Origin of the sequence: Companilactobacillus formosensis, from assembly GCF_005405305.1 — a bacterium.
Taxonomy (GTDB): domain Bacteria; phylum Bacillota; class Bacilli; order Lactobacillales; family Lactobacillaceae; genus Companilactobacillus; species Companilactobacillus formosensis.
Window position 1 is genome coordinate 154,791 of sequence record NZ_BJDU01000006.1, and the last position, 18,833, is coordinate 173,623.

The 18,833-nt window shown below is 32.9% G+C and carries 17 protein-coding genes; 12 read left to right on the forward strand and 5 right to left on the reverse strand.

Annotated features, from left to right (window positions below; genetic code table 11):
• Window positions 1–9: 9 nt before the first annotated feature.
• Together FFM65_RS08545 and FFM65_RS08550 are read right to left on the reverse strand one after the other, a co-directional pair.
• Window positions 10–1,026 carry a Gfo/Idh/MocA family protein gene (locus tag FFM65_RS08545; RefSeq protein ID WP_119317020.1) on the reverse strand — a complete coding sequence of 339 codons (1,017 nt, stop codon included), beginning with the start codon at window positions 1,024–1,026 and terminating at the stop codon, window positions 10–12.
• Between the two features lie 15 nt (window positions 1,027–1,041).
• Window positions 1,042–1,899, reverse strand: coding sequence for a GRP family sugar transporter (locus FFM65_RS08550; protein ID WP_119317021.1), 858 nt, complete (start codon window positions 1,897–1,899; stop codon window positions 1,042–1,044).
• 255 nt (window positions 1,900–2,154) lie between these two features.
• On the opposite strand from FFM65_RS08550, the gene FFM65_RS08555 reads away from it, so the two are divergent.
• Complete coding sequence (locus FFM65_RS08555) at window positions 2,155–3,018, forward strand: helix-turn-helix domain-containing protein (RefSeq protein ID WP_119317022.1); 864 nt, start codon at window positions 2,155–2,157, stop codon at window positions 3,016–3,018.
• 93 nt (window positions 3,019–3,111) lie between these two features.
• Here the strand turns inward: FFM65_RS08555 and FFM65_RS08560 are convergent, their stop codons facing one another.
• The gene (locus tag FFM65_RS08560) at window positions 3,112–4,335 is read right to left on the reverse strand and encodes a helix-turn-helix transcriptional regulator (protein ID WP_162897847.1); all 1,224 of its coding nucleotides are present in this window, start codon (window positions 4,333–4,335) and stop codon (window positions 3,112–3,114) included.
• Between the two features lie 141 nt (window positions 4,336–4,476).
• On the opposite strand from FFM65_RS08560, the gene FFM65_RS08565 reads away from it, so the two are divergent.
• The 10 genes from FFM65_RS08565 to FFM65_RS08605 all read left to right on the forward strand — a co-directional run bounded on the left by FFM65_RS08565 (window position 4,477) and on the right by FFM65_RS08605 (window position 16,388).
• Window positions 4,477–5,916, forward strand: a complete 1,440-nt coding sequence (locus FFM65_RS08565) for a PTS transporter subunit EIIC (protein WP_119317024.1) — start codon at window positions 4,477–4,479, stop codon at window positions 5,914–5,916.
• A gap of 21 nt (window positions 5,917–5,937) precedes the next feature.
• On the forward strand, window positions 5,938–7,731 hold the full coding sequence (gene uidA, locus FFM65_RS08570; protein WP_119317025.1) for a beta-glucuronidase: 1,794 nt from the start codon (window positions 5,938–5,940) through the stop codon (window positions 7,729–7,731).
• A 227-nt stretch (window positions 7,732–7,958) separates the two neighbouring features.
• The gene (locus FFM65_RS08575; RefSeq protein ID WP_119317026.1) at window positions 7,959–8,441 is read left to right on the forward strand and encodes a PTS sugar transporter subunit IIA; all 483 of its coding nucleotides are present in this window, start codon (window positions 7,959–7,961) and stop codon (window positions 8,439–8,441) included.
• Between the two features lie 15 nt (window positions 8,442–8,456).
• The gene (locus tag FFM65_RS08580; protein WP_119317027.1) at window positions 8,457–9,287 is read left to right on the forward strand and encodes a PRD domain-containing protein; all 831 of its coding nucleotides are present in this window, start codon (window positions 8,457–8,459) and stop codon (window positions 9,285–9,287) included.
• A 109-nt stretch (window positions 9,288–9,396) separates the two neighbouring features.
• A complete protein-coding gene (locus FFM65_RS08585) occupies window positions 9,397–10,518 on the forward strand; it encodes a PTS transporter subunit EIIC (RefSeq protein WP_245954192.1) in 1,122 nt (373 codons plus the stop codon).
• Window positions 10,519–10,524: 6 nt separating this feature from the next.
• A complete protein-coding gene (locus FFM65_RS12360; RefSeq protein ID WP_255311498.1) occupies window positions 10,525–10,845 on the forward strand; it encodes a hypothetical protein in 321 nt (106 codons plus the stop codon).
• Between the two features lie 24 nt (window positions 10,846–10,869).
• Window positions 10,870–12,324 carry a glycoside hydrolase family 1 protein gene (locus FFM65_RS08590; RefSeq protein ID WP_119317028.1) on the forward strand — a complete coding sequence of 485 codons (1,455 nt, stop codon included), beginning with the start codon at window positions 10,870–10,872 and terminating at the stop codon, window positions 12,322–12,324.
• 21 nt (window positions 12,325–12,345) lie between these two features.
• Window positions 12,346–13,830, forward strand: a complete 1,485-nt coding sequence (locus tag FFM65_RS08595; RefSeq protein ID WP_119317029.1) for a glycoside hydrolase family 1 protein — start codon at window positions 12,346–12,348, stop codon at window positions 13,828–13,830.
• A 170-nt stretch (window positions 13,831–14,000) separates the two neighbouring features.
• Window positions 14,001–14,909 (forward strand): ROK family protein, encoded by a 909-nt coding sequence (locus tag FFM65_RS08600; RefSeq protein ID WP_119317030.1) that lies wholly within the window; start codon window positions 14,001–14,003, stop codon window positions 14,907–14,909.
• 42 nt (window positions 14,910–14,951) lie between these two features.
• Window positions 14,952–16,388, forward strand: a complete 1,437-nt coding sequence (locus FFM65_RS08605; protein ID WP_119317031.1) for a glycoside hydrolase family 1 protein — start codon at window positions 14,952–14,954, stop codon at window positions 16,386–16,388.
• 50 nt (window positions 16,389–16,438) lie between these two features.
• Here FFM65_RS08605 and FFM65_RS08610 read toward each other — a convergent pair whose 3' ends face one another.
• Entirely contained in the window at window positions 16,439–17,158 is a 720-nt protein-coding gene (locus FFM65_RS08610; protein ID WP_119317032.1) for a GntR family transcriptional regulator, read from the reverse strand.
• Window positions 17,159–17,177: 19 nt separating this feature from the next.
• On the reverse strand, window positions 17,178–17,918 hold the full coding sequence (gene deoC / locus FFM65_RS08615) for a deoxyribose-phosphate aldolase (RefSeq protein ID WP_119317033.1): 741 nt from the start codon (window positions 17,916–17,918) through the stop codon (window positions 17,178–17,180).
• Between the two features lie 187 nt (window positions 17,919–18,105).
• Between deoC and FFM65_RS08620 the strand changes: the two genes are divergently transcribed.
• Complete coding sequence (locus FFM65_RS08620) at window positions 18,106–18,801, forward strand: GntR family transcriptional regulator (RefSeq protein WP_119317034.1); 696 nt, start codon at window positions 18,106–18,108, stop codon at window positions 18,799–18,801.
• Window positions 18,802–18,833 lie beyond the last annotated feature (32 nt).

Sequence of the window (18,833 nt, forward strand, 5' to 3'; positions counted from 1 at the left end):
TCCCATAAATTATTTGTATAAATCTGGTTGGTCATCTAGTGAAATTTTGACAGCTTGTGCATCTTTTTGACTTTGAATAGCACAGTCAGCTGTGACGGCGGCTACATAACCATCCCAAGTAGAAGGACCAGTTAAAGTCTTATTTTGTTGAACTTCATCAATGAATGTTTGTAGTTCAATTTGATATGCTTTAACGAATCTCTTTGTCCAATCTTTATCAATAGTATGACTGATGTGACCATCTTTTCTAATTTCCAAAGAAGGCATATCTGGCAATTGAGCAATTCCTTTTTCACCCATAATTTGGCACATAACGTCATATCCATATTCCGCATTTTGAGTTAAGTATGTGTTAACAAGGGCACCATTCTTAAGTTTTAATGTGGCGACTTGTGGATCCTTAAGTTTGGATAGTTTGTTTAATCCGTTTGGTCTACCATATTGAACTTGAACGGATTCGTATTGATCATTAAATAACCAATGGATTATATCAATTTCGTGAATAAATGCATCATTGATCATATTTGGAGTTTCAAAATATTGTGTGGCAGGTGTGCAAGTGAAGTGTCTGCAATAGCCCATTAGTGGAGTTCCAATTTCACCACTATCAATCGTATTCTTTAATTCAACATAGTAAGGATCAAATCTACGCATAAATCCAACTTGAACCAGTTTTTTACCAGCCTTAGTTTCAGCATCAATAACTTTCTTACAATCGTCAGCTGTTGTTGCAAGTGGTTTTTCAACGAATACTGGTTTATTAGCATGGATAGCTTCTAGTACAGGTTCAACGTGAGTATCGTTTCTGCTACATACCATAATAGCGTCAACGTTTTCAGAGTTAACAAGTTCATGAATTGAATTATAGATAGTAGCATTCAAACCAAACTCTTCAATGATTTCTTTTTCTGCATCTTTTGAAACATCGTATACAGCAGTAACTTCACCATCCCTTAAAACATTTTTCAAATTTGATACGTGTGTATGTGCAATGGAACCACAACCAACTAAACCTAATTTAAGCATAATGTAAATCCCCCTCTAATTTTTAGTAATACCAATCATGACAGCTCCGATAACGACTAGAAGTAAACCGGAAAGTGTGAAAACAAGCTCCTTCTTGGATTTATGCTCGTGCAGGATCATTAATCCACCAATTGTTGCGACAATAACGTTTAATTGTGACAAAGTAAATCCAACTGCGACACCGTTCATTGCGTTACTGAATAGGATTGCAACATTAGCGATAGCAAAGAAGACACCGGTAAGCATATTCTGCCATGTTTTTGTGCCAAACATTTGATTATCTTTCTGGAATCCAACGAGAATACAAGTTGTAATCAACATTGAGATTGATTGAGGTAATAAGACATCCCAACCGTTCAGATCAAAGATTCTTGGAATAACTGCATATCCAATGAAACCAATTGATGAAATGGTTAATATAATCAATCCAAGCTTTACGTTGCTACCTTTTTGAGCTTTATTGTCAGAATAAGTAGTCATCGTAATTCCGAAGATTATTAGTACTAAAGCAATGATTCCGAGAGTGTATTGCCAACCAGATTTCCATTCTTGAAAATATAAGGCACCAATTAAAGTAGTACCGAATAATTGTTCACCGGTACTGATTGGCATAGCCATTGAAACGCCGACTAAATCAAATGATTTAACCTGCAATATTTGTCCTACGCTCCAGAATATTCCACATAGAACAGATCCAACGATTAAATCCGTAGTAATAACTGGACGTTTAAAAAAGGCAATGACGACGGCAAATAGAAAAGTGGAAATTACCATACCCATTACTTTGTTTGTGAATTTACCACCAATCTTCTGCATAACGATTGATTGAAAGCCCCAACCGAGTGCTGGAATTAATGCAATTAAGTAACCCATACATATCCATCCCCTTTGACAAATTACTGTCACGTATTGATTTGTGACAGTTTTTAATTTAGAATCACAGTAAATAGACCAGAATAATTATTTAATGTGAATCCTTTAACAACGTTGCAACTTTATTTTAACCAATGATGTGTAATAAAACTTGTTCAAATTTGTTGCGGGATTTCTCAATCGTTGGCACCATTGGACATTTTTGTTGCATAATCATTGCTACATTTTGTTGTTGAATACGTAGGGGGGATTACATTGAAGCAGATTTCAGTTTTATATCCTAATCAAATTAGTGATAAATTTAGTTCTATAATTTCTAGTCCTTACAATTTGAAATATATTTCAAAGATTGATCATGCCGATAATATGTATTCGAGATGTTTACACTCACACCTTAATACTGTTGAATTATCACTGATCCTTGATGGAGAAAGTGAGTACTTCGTTAACAATCGAAAATATAAAATTAAAAAAGGTGATATTTTTATTGTTGGAAAAAATATTATTCATGATGAGGGACATACATTACCGTCGCTTTGTATAGGTATAAGTAATCTTGATATCTCAAAGAAATTATTACCAGAGAATTTTTTGATTACTTCTCAATTCAGTCGGCCTGAATCGTTTAAATCACTAGTGGATATTACATTAATGTCGTATGACTTACTAAAAAATAAAAACCCACAAGATGATTTCTTGGCTAATCAGGTAATTTGTTATGCATTGATACCGAATATTGTTAATTCTATTCAATATGATCCGGCCAGGATGTTTCAGACAAGAATTGAAGAAAATAGAGATGCCAAGAATGCTAAAAATTTCATTGAAAAATATTACAAAATCATCCCGAATATTAAATTCATTTCAGAGAATTTAAATATTTCTCAATCTCATTTAGACCATCTTTTTAGTGATCAGTATGGCTATACGCCATCAAATTATTTAAATTTACGGCGGATAGGAGAAGCACAGACCTTTCTTATACAAAAATCTGATATGACTGTAACCGACATAGCATATGAAGTTGGATTTCAATCTTTGAGTCATTTTAATCATTACTTTAAAAAGTATTCGGGTGTGTCACCATTGAAATTTAGACAGATCTATACTCGCTTTTAATAGTAAACAAAGAAGGATTAGCGTTAATTCTGAAAATACGCTAATCCTTTTATTTACTATTAAATATTTGCCCAAAGTTGAAATTCTGATATTTTATTTTTGATTCTTATTATAATTTGGAATTTGATTTTTTGTTCGATATTGCGTAGGTGTCTGATTGTTATACTTTTTGAAAATTCTAGTAAAGTAATTCGGATCATCAAATCCTACTTTGTATCCAATTTCGACTATTGGCATGTTTGTGTCTCGCAATAATTGTTTGGATAATATCAATTGTTTGTTTATAACATACTTTTTAGGGGTTATTTTCATTTCTTTTTTAAATTTTTGAATTAAGTAATTATTGGTTATATTAAGTTCTTTTGCTATCTTATTAATTTGAAAATTTTGAGTAAAATTATTATCGAGAAAATATAATACACTTATTGTTAGCACGCTGAGATTATTGTCATGTTTTCTTTTGATTATGGAACAATAAGTTTTGATCAGATTTTCATGTTCTTTATTTATTTGTCTGATAGAAGAAAAATTTCTAATTTTCTTTGCACTTTCACGACTAATTTTGTCATTTAATACTGGGGGTATTCCGGCATTTATGGCAGCAATTCTGATAGTAGTTCTAGTAATGGCTGCTGACATTTGAGCCATTCTTATAACATCTTTTGATTCTTTTATAGGTTTAACAGAATCATGCAAAAAATACCATTGTTTAAGCGCTAGTTCTGTATTTCCGTTTTGAATGGCGATCATAAATGATTGCTCATGTTTATATCTTTCAACAATTGATTTTTTATAGAATAAATTATCTTCATTGATTTCCGAAGGTTGGTGTTTATTAGCACTTAAAATTAATTCATTTGAATTTTTTAAAGGCTTGAAATTCGAAGTTTCTTTAATAACTATTGCCAATTTTTCATTTATAAGATTCTTATTAATAATTGAAAATTTATTACGCCACAATAATAAAGAATCAGTTTTTTTTGAACTTAAGCCATTATTTTGTAACAAAATAGAACACTCTAATTTGCTTAAAATTTCATCAATGTAGGGACCCACAATCAAGAAATTTGTTTCATCGAGTTTTACAAATAAAAGTTTCAACTTTAAATAAGTTTCAATTTGAATAGAGAATAAATTATCGAGATCCATGATTTTATTTAAAATATATTTTTCTTCTCCAAATGAATTGAATCCGTCAAATAAATTTTCCAAAATAATTTTTTGTAATTCTATTTTGACCGATGCTAGGGAATGAACTAATTTAATTGGAATATCAATAATATTTCCCATGAGTTTTAAACCGTCATTTAAATTCAATAAAAAAATCTCCATTTATATATTATGTGCTATATACATATATTTTGTTCTATTTGTTATCTATACAATATGATAACATACATTTTGTAATCGGTTACAAAAACATTCTCGTTAATCGCGTTTAGAAACGGAGCGTAAATTATGAAAAAGAATTATGATGATTTATCTAAAAAAATAATTCAAGGAGTTGGTGGTGAACAGAATGTTAATTCTCTTACACATTGTGTCACAAGGCTTCGATTTGATTTAAAAGACGACAGTATTGCAAAAACAAATCAATTAAAAGATCTCGAAGGGGTCTTGACGGTTGTAAAGGCCGGCGGACAATACCAAGTTGTTATAGGAAATGCGGTTAGTGATGTATATGATGCAGTTCTAAAAAACAGTAATATTCATGGTTTAGTAGCATCTTCCAGCCAAACAGAGCAGGACACACAGGATACTAATAGTGCATCTGGTTCGAGTAAAAAGAATTTTGGAGATAAGTTGATTGATATTATTTCTGGTGTTTTTATGCCATTTTTGGGAGCATTTACTGGGGCTGGACTTTTAAAGGGTTTTCTAGTGATGTTTACAACTTTAGGCTGGTTAAGTACTAAGAGTACTACATATACGCTTCTTTATGCAGGTGCAGATGGTATTTTCTACTTCTTGCCAATTTTCCTAGCATATTGTGCTGGTAAAAAATTTGGTGCTCAACCATTTATGAGTATGGCTATTGCAAGTGCCATGGTTTATCCAACAGTTGTTAACTTATTTACAAACCATGTTGCAAATGTTAATTTTTTCGGTATTCCTGTTCAAATGATTAATTATACGAGTTCAGTATTACCAATATTAGTTACAGTCATATTACAGGCTAAGGTTGAAAAAATCTTAGCAAATCACACTCCTAAAATGTTGTCATCGTTAATAATATCTTTATTTGATTTAGTTATTATCCTTCCATTAGCATTTATTGTTATTGGACCTATTACGAATTTTGTTGCTAATGTTTTAGCAACAGCAGTTAAATTTGGATTGGATACAGTCCCATTGGTTGCAGGATTTATTTTTGCCGCAGCATGGCCAATTATGATTGTATTCGGAGTTCATTGGGGATTTATGGCCTTGGAAATCAGTAATTTGTCAGTCTTAGGTTATCAGTATATTCTTCCACTAACAGTTGGATGTAATTTTGGTATTGCTGGAGCATGTCTTGCTATTTTCTTGAAATCTAAGAATATTAAATTGAAAGAAGTGGCTGGTCCAGCATTTGTTTCGGCCATTATCGGTGGTGTTACTGAACCCGCAATTTATGGTGTTTTATTAAAGCATAAGAAAATTTTTGGTAGTGTTTGTCTATTAAATGGAATTGGTGGTTCATTGTGCGCTGTATTTCATGTTACAAGAAATGTTCAAATGCCGGTCAATGTTCTCACAACTCCCGCAATTTGGACTGTCTATGGACAAATGGCAATTGTAGCCATTGTTATTTCCTTTATAGGCGCATTTATTATTAGCTATATTCTTTATAATGGGAAAAAAGCTAAAAAAAACGTTGATAAAAAAGAAAGTATCAATGCAGCAGTTTTAAATTAATTGAATTGAAGGTATTTATAAATGACAGAATCGGTTTTATATCCATGTGATAATCAATATAGAGAGAGTAAGTCCTTGAATGGCATGTGGCAATTCAAATTTGATCCTAAAAATATTGGAATTGCACAAAAATGGAATCAAGGTTTAAGTAACGGAATTTCGATGCCTGTGCCTGGCAGTTTTTCGGATTTATTTACAAAAAAAGAAGAACGTGATTATGTTGGGGATTTTTGGTATGAAACTGAATTTTATATTCCAAAAAATTGGAATGATAATCAAATTTTGGTTAGATTTGGCAGCTTAACGCATAGAGGAACTGTTTATTGTAATGGTATTAAAATAACTGAACATGAAGGCGGCTTTTTACCTGTAGTTGCAAATATTAGTTCGGCAATTAATGGAAGTGGCATTAACAAATTGGTAGTAAAGCTTAATAATGAATTAAGTGAGTCTACATTACCTGTAGGAACGACAAGAACATTGAGAAATGGAAATAAAATTGCAATGCCTTATTTTGATTTCTTTAATTATTCCGGTATTCAAAGAAATGTATGGTTAGTATCAGTACCAAATAAATCAATAAGGGATTTTAATACTAGTATTGATTTAGACGATAATACAGCGTTTTTAAATTATAAAGTAGAATCTGATAATGGTGATATCAGAGTTGAACTTTATCAAGAAGATAAGGAAAAAGTTGCTATATCTGAAGGTGACGAAGGAACCTTAGTTATAAAATCTCCGCATTTATGGAATGTTAGAAAAGCATATTTGTATACAATTAAAATTTCTTTGTTAGAAAATGAATTTATTGTAGATCAATATGAAAGTAAAATTGGATTAAGAACAGTAGATATTAAGAATGGGAAAATTTGTATAAATGGTAATCCAGTTTATTTAAAGGGCTTTGGAAAGCATGAAGATTTTGATGTACTTGGTAAGGCTTTTAATTGGAGCATAGTAAAAAGAGATTTTGAGTGTATGAAATGGACGAATGCTAATTGTTTTAGAACAAGTCATTATCCTTATGCTGAAGAATGGTATCAAATGGCCGATGAGGAAGGCTTTCTGATTATTGATGAGGTACCAGCAGTTGGTATGATGAGGTCTACGCAGAATTTTGCTGATGCGGGTAAGGGAAAGTTTACACATTTTTTTGAAACAAAAACTGTACCTAAATTGAAAGAAAATCATATAAAGCAAGTACAAGAAATGATTAAAAGAGATAAAAATCATCCGTCCGTATTTGCATGGAGTCTTTTTAATGAACCTGAAACAACTAGTCAACAAGCATATGATTATTTTAAGGATATCTTTGAAGAAGCGAGAAAGTGTGATCCGCAGAATAGACCATGTACTGGTGCTTTGGAAAAAAACAGTCAACCTGATACGTGTAAAGTTTTCCCATTATGCGACTTCATTTGTCTAAATAGATATTATGGTTGGTACATTGACGGGGGCGAAGCTGTAGATGAATCGGAATTTGAATTTGAAGATGAAATGAATAAGTGGAAAGAGAAAAAATTAAATAAGCCATTTGTATTTACAGAATTTGGTACAGATAATCTCGTTAGTGAACATAAATTGCCAAGTATTATGTGGAGTCAAGAATATCAAAATGAGTATTTGAAGATGTATTTTGATATTTTTGATAAATATCCATTTATTCAAGGAGAATTGGTTTGGAATTTTGCAGATTTTCAAACTAGTCAAGGAATTAGAAGAGTCAATGGAAATAAGAAGGGGATATTCACAAGAGAACGTCAGCCTAAAGAAGCAGCATTTCTATTGAAGAATCGTTGGTCACTTATTTAAATAAATAGTACGATATTTTGTTATAAAGTGAATAAAGGTATTGCAAAATGAAATCGTTTGCATTAATATAATACACATACGAAGGATCATTACTCCTCGGGAGGTGTAACCTTCTAAAGAAAGTGCGTATTTTATGCACAACTTTAGAGGTACACACTTTCGAGGATTTTTTTGTACATTTTATATTAAAAGTGAAATAAAAAGTAATTTTATCTAGGAGGGACAATATGTTAAATATTTTTAAAAAGAAAGTTAAAGAAGTTGAATTAGTCGCTCCTGTTAACGGAAAAGCCGTTGATTTGAGTGAAGTACCTGATAAGGTATTTGCATCTGGAATGATGGGAGAAGGAATCGCATTTAAGTATACTGGCGATACAATTTGTGCACCTTGTGATGGAAAAATAACAACTATACCAAATACGATGCATGCATTTGGTATTATAGCCGAAAATGACGCTGAAATTTTGGTACATATTGGTATTGATACAGTTAACCTGAAAGGTGAAGGCTTTAAAAAATTAGTTAATGAAGGTGACAAGGTAAAAGCTGGGGATCCTATTATCAAGTTAGACCGTTCTTTGATAGAATCGAAGGGATACAATTTAATTACTCCAGTTTTGATTACTAATAGTAAAGATTATTCGGTTGAAATTCAAAATATAGGAGATGTAAATGCTGGTAAATCAGTTATTGCTTCTGTAAATAAGTAGGAACGGGGCGTAGACATGAAAGCAATCAAAAAGATTAATAATAATATTGCAGTATGTTTGGATTCAGAGAATCATCAACTAATTGCAGTTGGAAAAGGAATTGGATTTCCAGAAATGCCGTATGAAATATCGGATTTGAAAAAAATTCAACGAACTTTTTATAATGTAGATTCAATGTATATTGATATGGCAAGTGATATTCCATCTGATATTCTTAATGTTTCTGCAGAGATTGTAGACATGTTTAGGCTGAAAGTACCCACACCAATAACTTCTAATTTAGTTTTTACGTTAGCAGATCATATTAAGTTTGCGATTGAACGAAGAAAAAAAGGTATGGTATTTACCGCTCCAATGCAATATGATATTGAGAATCTTTATACTGATGAATTTGAAATGGGACAAAAAGCCCTTAAATTTATAAATAATGAATTACATGCTAATCTTCCAAGTGAGGAGGCAAGTAATTTAGCAATGCATTTTATTAATGCAAAAAATGTTTCAACTAGCCCTAATGGTAACGAGGGAGAAGGCAGTTTAATATCCGATATTACCGATATAATTTCAGGATATTTCGAACTATATATAGATAAACATAGTTTTAATTACTCTAGATTTGTTACTCACATGCAATATCTTTTAAAACGTCAATCTAGTGGGATTTCAATAAATACCGATAATAAAATTATGTATCAAGATATGGCTAAAAATTATCCTAAAACTGCAGATTGCGTTGATAAAATAGCACAGTATCTTTCTGAGCAACGTAATATGAACTTAGAGGATGAAGAAAAATTTTATTTAATTTTACATGTTAATAGACTTTGCTCACGCGAGGGATTGTAACCTAACGGGCATTACCCTTCAGCAAAGGACTTAATGAATCAAAGTTATTTTGATTTATTGTCTTTTGTTGAAGGGTTTTTTATTGAAATTATTTAAGGAGATTGGAAAAATGGCAAAAAAAATAAAATATAGTGATATTGCCAATAACGTTGTTGACCTTCTAGGCGGACAAGACAACATTGTATTCTTTACACATTGTGTTACACGTTTACGTTTTAACGTTAAGGACAAGGCAAGTGTTAAAAAAGATGAAATTGAGAAATTAGATAAAGTTATTGGTACTCAATGGTCTGGAGAACAGTTTCAAATTATCATTGGACAAGATGTTGGTACTGCATATAATGAGGTACTTCAAGAAACTGGATTAACCGGTGATGGTTCAGTTCCAGCCGATGATGCACCAAAGAAAAAATTTAGTTTTATGACAATTATTGATTATATTGCCGGTAGTATCACACCATTACTTCCATTGCTTATTGGTGGTGGTATGTTTAAAGTTCTTTTGTTAGTTCTTCAAATTACTGGTGTTTTAACTACTAAGAGTCCTAGTTACGTTACTTTAAACTTTATTGGTGATGCAGCATTTTATTTCTTGCCGGTATTTGTTGGTGCTACAGCTGCCAAAAAATTTGGAACAAATCAAGGTTTAGGTATGTTGATTGGTGCTATGCTTATTGATCCTAATTTTGTAAGCGCTGTCTCATCAGGAAAGGCACTATCACTTATCGGTATCCCCGTTTATGGCGGAACCTATGGAAATATGATTTTTCCAAGTATTCTTGCCGTTTGGATTATGTCATATGTTGAAAAATTCTTTACACGGTGGATTCCTGATTCATTGAAATCATTAGCTGTTCCATTTGCAACATTACTTATTATGGCTCCACTAACATTATGGTTGCTAGCTCCAATCGGTTCTATTGCCGGTACTTACTTGATTAAATTTATTCTTTGGTTCTATAACACTACAGGATTCATTGGTGTCGCTGTTCTTTCAGCAGCATTCCCATGGATTGTCATGACTGGTATGCACACGGCTTTTGCACCATATGCTGTTCAAACTTTTGCTACAGTTGGTACAGAACCACTTATTACAATCGCTAATTTTGTAAGTAATTTGGATCAAGGTGCTGCAGCCCTAGCCGTTGGTGTTAAAACACATCATAATGAAAAATTACGTTCTACTGCCTTTACATGTGGTATTACTGCCATTGTAGCTGGGGTTACATAGCCAGCTATGTATGGTATTAATTTGAAATATATGAAACCTATGATTGGTGCTATGATTGGAAGTTTCTTTGGTGCTGGATTTGCTGGATTCTTTGGTGTAAAAGCATACGCAATGGCTGGTAGTGCTGGATTATTTGGTACACCAGTATTTATTGGAAGCACTATCATGACATTTGTTTGGGCACTTATTGGAATGTTAATTGGAATGATTATTTCATTTATTGCAACATTGATTCTTTATAAAGAAGATGTTCCTGAAGAATATAATCAAAAAGATAATGTAAAGAAAGCTGTTGAACGCACAGAAAGTACTACAGTAACTGCTTAGCTTACATAAAATGGAGGAATTAAAATGAGTGTATTTCCCAAAGATTTTTATTGGGGTGGCGCCACAGCCGCAAATCAATTTGAAGGTGGATATAAAGAAGATGGTAAGGGATTATCAGTTTCTGATACATTAACGTTAGGATCTAAGGATACAGATCGTGAATATCATTATCCAATTGATGAATCAAAATATGTTTATCCATCACACAAAGGTTCCGATTTTTTTCATCATTATAAAGAGGATATTAAACTCTTGTCCGAAGCAGGATTAAATATGTTTAGGATGTCTGTTCAATGGTCAAGAATCTTTCCAAATGGTGATGAACACAATCCTAATCCAGAGGGAATTGAATTTTATAGAAATGTATTTACAGAACTAAAAAAGTATAATATCGAGCCATTAGTAACTATTTCTCATTATGATCTTCCCCTAGGACTTTCTGATAAATATGATGGTTGGGCTAATCGAAAACTTGTAGATTTTTATGTTCATTATGCAAATACATTATTTACAGAATACAAAGGATTAGTACATTATTGGTTAACCTTTAATGAAATAAATTCATTATCAACTCCTGCAGGTGGTTTTTCCGTTGGTGGAATAAAATCAATTGCTGGTGGGCATGGTATGACAACTCAAGTTGATGAAAATCCTGAACAAATGAGCACTAGATTTACTGCTTTACATAATCAATTTATTGCCAGTGCTAGAACTGTTAATTTGGCACATGCTATTGATCCAGAAAATAAAGTTGGCTGCATGATTGCAGGAATGACTTCTTATCCATTAACACCAAAGCCAGAAGATATGCTTGCATGGCAGGAGAAAACACAACAAGGATTGTTTTTCTGTTCTGATGTGCAAAGTGATGGAGAATATCCATACTATATGAAGAGTTACTTTAAAAATAATAACATCGTTATAAAAAAAGAAAAAAATGATGATGAAATTTTAAAAAATGGAACTGTCGACTTTGTGACATTCAGTTACTATGCTACTGGTTGTGTAAAAGCAAATGCAAAGAAGAAATCTAATGGAGCTATCAATGCATTTGGAGAGCCTAATCCATATCTTAAGAAATCACAATGGGGATGGAACATTGATCCTGTAGGATTGAGATTCTATTTAAATGAATTCTATCGTAGATATAAAAAGCCAATTATGATTACGGAAAATGGACTTGGAGCTGAAGATAAGTTGGAAGACGGTCAGATTCATGATCCATATCGTATAGACTATATGCGTCAACATATTGAAGCCATGTCAGATGCAATTAATGATGGTGTTGATCTGATAGGTTACATGCCTTGGGGAATAATTGATTTAACTGCTGCCTCAACTGGTCAAATGAGTAAAAGATATGGAATTATATACGTTGATGCAAATGATGAAGGAAACGGGACATTTAAACGTTATAAAAAAGATTCGTTCTATTGGTATCAAAAAGTAACTGAAAGTAATGGAAAAAATTTAGAATAAATTTTGTTGAAGGAGAAAAGTATGTCATTTAAGGATGGATTCTTATGGGGCGGCGCTACAGCCGCAAATCAATTCGAAGGTGGATACAATGAAGATGGGAAGGGATTAAGTACAGCAGATGTTATGACTGCAGGTACTTATGAAACTCCTCGTCATATTACATGGAAAAATTCTGAAACGGGTGAAACTGGATTTTCAGAGTTGAAATTTGGTAGCGCAAAAGTAGTTCCGGATGGGGCTCAAGCAGCAATTATTGATGGGGAATATTATCCTAGTCACATCGCGTCAGATTTTTATCATCATTATAAGGAAGATATTAAATTAATGGCAGAAATGGGTTATAAAACCTATCGTATGTCCATTAATTGGTCGAGAATTTTTCCAAATGGTAATGATAAGGAACCCAATGAAAAAGGTTTAGAATTTTACGATAAAGTTTTTGATGAATTAAAGAAATATAATATTGAACCATTAGTTACTTTATCTCATTATGAAACGCCTTTAAATCTTGCTAATAAATATAATGGTTGGGCAAGTAGAAAATTAATTGATTTCTTTGTAAAATATGCAAAGACTGTTTTTGAAAGATATAATGGAAAAGTCAAATATTGGTTAACATTTAATGAAATTAATTGTATGGATATGATGCCATTTGTTGCAGGCGGTTTACTAGATGGAAGTCTTCAAAATCGAGCACAAGGAGCTCATAACCAATTTGTTGCTTCTGCATTAACTGTGAAATTAGGACATGAAATCAATTCAGATTTTAAAATTGGACAAATGTTAGCATATAGCCAACTCTATCCATATACATCTGATCCTGCAGATCAATTAAAATCATTAAAACAAATGGATGATACTTTATTCTTCTCTGATGTTCAAACGGGTGGACATTATCCTGCTTCACGTATTAAATATTATGAACGTGAAGGAGTTAAGTTAGATGATAAACAGGAAGATTACGAATTGTTAGCAAAATATCCAGCTGACTTTTTAAGTTTTTCATGTTATACATCTAATGTAGTGACGACTCATAAAGATGTTGGAGAAAGTGCCGGTAACTTACAAATCGGTGTAAAGAACCCATATTTGAAAACATCTGATTGGGGTTGGGCAACTGACCCATATGTTCTTAGAATGGCATTAAATACGCTTTATGATCGTTATAGAAAACCTTTGTGGATTGTTGAAAATGGATTAGGTGCTGTTGATAAGATTGCTGAAGACGGTAAGATTCATGACCCTTATAGAATTGATTATCTCCGTCAGAATATTTCTTCAATGAGAGACGCAGTTACAATTGATGGCGTTGATCTAATGGGATACACAAGTTGGGGATGTATTGATTTGGTTTCTGCTGGAACTGGTGAAATGAAGAAACGTTATGGTTACGTATACGTTGATCGAAATAATGATGGTACTGGTTCGTTAAATAGAACGCCTAAAGATTCCTTCTATTGGTATAAGAAAGTCATTAGTAGCAATGGAGAAAATTTAGACGATTAATCATAAGTTTTGTTTAACTAAGTAAATATTATAATAGAAGTAAGATTGACTATTTTTACAATCTTGCTTCTATTTTTTTAATAGTCATGGTGATGTGCATTCACTCATTACCTAAGAGTTCACCATGTCCAAGCAAAAACCAACCAAAATTGAAAGGAACAAACAAATAAATGACAAAAAAGTACTTTTCCATTGATATAGGTGGAACTAATATAAAATACGGAATTATTGATGATCAAGGCGAGTTAGTTTTCCATGAAAATGTAAAAACGCCTGATAACAAAACGGATTTTTTGAATTTAATCAAATCAATTGTGCAAGAGAATCTTTCTGAAATTCAAGGTGTCGGCATCAGTGTTCCGGGCAAAGTAAACGTCCAAACGGGAACTGTTTTTTATGGGGGAGCCTTACCGTTCTTGGATAAAGTTAGTTTCAAGGATGAATTGGAAAGTGCTTTTCATATTCCCGTTGCGGTTGAAAATGATGCTAAATCGGGAGCATCAGCTGAACTTTGGCTAGGCTCTTTGAAGGATGTCAACAATGGTGCCATTATCACTTTAGGAACTGGCGTTGGTGGTGGGATTGTTTTAAACCATCAACTATTGCACGGTTCACACTACCAAGCTGGAGAATTAAGCTATATGAGTTTAGGTACTGATACTAGCAAAATGTCTAATTTAGTAGGACTCTCTGGTTCGGCGGTTCATATGATAGAAGAATGTGCTAAAGTTTTGAATTTAGCAGATAAACATGATGGCGTAGCGGTCTTTGATGCTATAAACAATGGCGATCAACGAGCTATAGAAATTTTCTCCAAGTATTGTGACGTTATAGCGACGGTTATCTTGAATATTCAAAGTGTTGTGGATTTGGAAACTATTGCTATCAGTGGTGGAATCAGTGCCCAACCAGTTGTCGTTGAAGAGATAAATAAAGCTTATTCACGATTATTAGACCCTAATCCTTTGTTGAAGGCACAGATAGAAATTCCTAATATCGTTCAAGCCCATTTCAAGAGTGATGCTAATTTATATGGAGCGGTATATAATTTGCTTTTGCAAACGGATTCACTAAAATAATATAATATATTTGTACATTATATAAAAAGGACGGATTTATTTATGACAGACTTTCCCAAAAACTTTCTCTGGGGCGGCGCAACTGCTGCTAACCAACTAGAAGGTGGCTACAAAGAAGATGGTCGTGGACTATCAATCGCGGATGCCTTACCTGGTGGAAAAGATCGTTTTAGTATCGTGCAGAGTCCTGACTTTGATTGGACTATTGATGAGACTAAATATACTTATCCTAACCACTTAGGAATTGATTACTATCACCATTTCAAGGAAGATATTAAACTATTTTCTGAAATGGGCTTCAAATGTTATCGTTTCTCAATTGCCTGGTCACGTATTTTTCCAAATGGCGATGAACTAGAACCTAATGAAGCTGGTTTGAAATTTTATGATCAAGTAATTGATGAATGTTTGAAATACAATATCGAACCAGTAATTACAATTTCCCATTATGAATTGCCATTGAATTTGGCTAAAAACTACGGTGGCTGGAAGAATAAGAAGTTGATTACTTTCTTTGAAAGATTTGCCCGTGTGGTTCTAACTCGCTACTACAAGAAAGTTAAATACTGGATGACTTTCAACGAAATCAACAGTGCTGCACATTTCCCAGTTATGGGTCAAGGTTTGGTTCCATCAAATGGTGGTAACGATAAGAAGAATGTCTTCCAAGCATGGCATAATCAATTCGTTTCTAGTTCCAAAGCCGTTCAGATTGGTCATGAATTAGACGAAAATCTTCAAATTGGTTGTATGATCCTTTACGCTACAACTTATAGTTACGATGCCAATCCAGCTAACCAACTCGCTACCGTACAACAAAATCAAGACTTCAACTTCTTCTGTGCGGATGTTCAAGTTCGTGGTCAATATCCTAGTTACACAAAGAGATTGTTGGCAGAGTATGGCTTAACAGTCGATGATTTAGACAGAACTGATGAAGAATTAGCTTTGATCAAGAAGTATCCAGTGGACTACATTGGTTTCAGTTACTACATGTCATCAGCTGTTGAAGTAACTAAGGAAGACAACGATACAGTTTCCGGTAATCTTCTCGGTGGAGTTAAGAATCCATTCTTGAAAGCTAGTGACTGGGGTTGGCAAATCGATCCAACTGGTTTGAGAATTGCTTTGAACCAATTGTATGATCGTTATCAAAAACCACTCTTCATCGTTGAAAATGGTCTAGGTGCTCATGATGATCCAGATAAAGACCACTATGTTGAAGATGATTATCGTATCGACTATCTAAAAGAACACATCAAAGCTATGGCTGGTGCTATCGACGATGGTGTTGACTTGATGGGTTACACTCCTTGGGGCTGCATTGATTTAGTCAGTGCCTCAACTGGTGAAATGTCCAAACGTTACGGTTTCATCTACGTTGACCTTGACGACAATGGTGAGGGAACTCTCAAACGTTATCCAAAGAAGTCATTTTACTGGTACAAAGATGTAATTAGTAATAACGGCTTGAAATAGATTAAAAAAGACTCAGAAATCCTAAATGGTTTCTGGGCCTTTTTGCGTAATTAGCGATCAATATAAATTTCAAATGAGTTATTATCTCCACGATATTTAGCAATGGAGTATTCAGTTTTTATGTCATTTTTTGTAGTACCAACAGTGTGGAAATAAAAAAGTGGATCGTTAATATCAACATTCAATAAATCAGCCGTAGTTTCATCAGCCTTTAAAACTTCCAATTTACGCTTAACATGTACTATTCGGCGGTCGTGTGAATCCAAAGTATCGTATAAAGATACCTTACTAAAATCGTATTTGTCCAATGTGGGAAAAACTTTATAAGGAATATAACTAGTTACTAGAACAATGGGTTGGTCATCAGCATAACGTAATCTAACCAATTTATAGACATAATCGTTTGGAGTTATTTTCAAGGCTTCATAAACCTCTTCGGTAGGTAATTCTTTTTGGAAAAATAAAACGCGTGTTTGAGGAGTGAAACCTTTACTTCGCACTTCATTGTTAAAACTCTTAATGGTATGCGTGAATTCTTGAGAAATTTTGTTTTGTTTAACAATTGTTCCTCGACGCTTACGTTTTTCTAATAAACCTTTGTCGACTAACTTTTGAATTGCTTGACGAACAGTAGGACGGCTAACGTGATAAATTTCCATTAATTCTATCTCTTTAGGGATTAATGTATCAGGTTTATAAAAACCAGCTTTTATTTTATTTAGTAAGTCGTCTTCAATAATTTTGTACTTTGGTAAATTTCCACTGTCCATCTTGAACTCCTATAAATAATTATTTCAAATTTTTCTTGTAATCTCTATCAATCTTGATAACGTCAACGTTGTCTTTTTCCATACGTTTTTTGATAGCATTGATGATTTTGACACCGCTACTTGTACCAATTCTATCGGCACCGGCTGCAATCATGGCCAAAAAATCATCGGAATTTCTAATTCCCCCAGCAGCTTTAACGGATACTTCGTCGCCAACAACAGATTTCATCAATTTAACGTCTTCAATTTTTGCGCCACTAGGGCCAAATCCGGTTGAAGTCTTGATGAAATCAGGTTTAACTTCTTTAGCAATTTCAGCCAATTTCTTGATTTCATCTTTTGTGAGATAAGTGTTTTCGAAAATAACTTTAATTAAAACTGATTCACTGTGGCAAAGATCAACGATTTGTTGCATTTCATCCTTAACATAATCAAAATTGCTATTTTTAACTTCAGTCAAATTAACGACGTAATCAATTTCATTGGCACCATTTTTTAGAGCGTCTTTGATATCAAACAGCTTGGATTCAATGGTTGTTTGTCCTAGTGGAAAACTAATAGCAGCACCTGTATCAATATCGGTACCCTTTAATTGGTCAGTACATATCTTAGACTGTACTTGATTAATAGCGACCATTCTGAAATTGTATTTTTTAGCTTCATTACATAATTTTACCATGTCTTCACTAGAAGCATAGGCATGTAAATTAGTATGATCAATCATTCTTGCCAACTCATTTAAAGTATATTCTAATTCCATAATATTACCTCCACATAATATGTAATTACATAATTAATTATATTAGTACATATAATTATGTCAATGACATTTCAGCAAGGAAACATCAAAACTTGTCATCCGCTTACATAAATGATAACTTTTATTAGCATAAGAAATACTATAATGAATGTATAAATTAATTAAAGCATCTGGGGGAAATACAATAATGGTCGTTGAAATTTTATACCAAAAAGTAGCTGATGATATCAAGAAGAATATCCTATCAGGTATGTATGAAGTTGGCAGTTTGATTCCAACTGAAAATGAATTGGAACAAAAATATGATGTCAGTAAAATCACGGTTCGTAAAGCTGTTGAGAAATTGGTAGCCGAAGGTTATTTAAAGAAGAAGAGTGGTATTGGAACACGTGTGATCAGTAATAATCTCTTCAATAAATTATCGAAAGCTAGATCTTATTCTTCAATCGTCAGTGAATCAGATAATTTAACTAAACAAATTCTAAAAGCTGATGTCTTATCTCTTGAAGATACGCCACTTAAAGATGAATTGACTGATAGAAATATTGTTTATATCGAGCGCTTATATTTGTTGAATAATAAACCTTTTATCATTGTTAATCATTATTTACCAAATATTGATGTTACTGATGAATTGAAAAATTTGAAAAATCAATCATTGTATAAGTTTTTGCGTGATAATGGGCAGGAAATCAGCAGTTTTAGTGATGAATTCAGTGCTATCAATATTGATGAAACTGACAAAAAAATTCTTCAAAAACAAGATAACCTAGCTTTGAAGCGTATTAGACGTGGTTTTGATAATAAAGGAAAATTAATTGAGTATACTGAATCCATTTATGACAGTAATAAAATGCCATACAAAATTGAATATGAGATTTAAATAATCTTTATTTAAGCGTTTACATTATAACA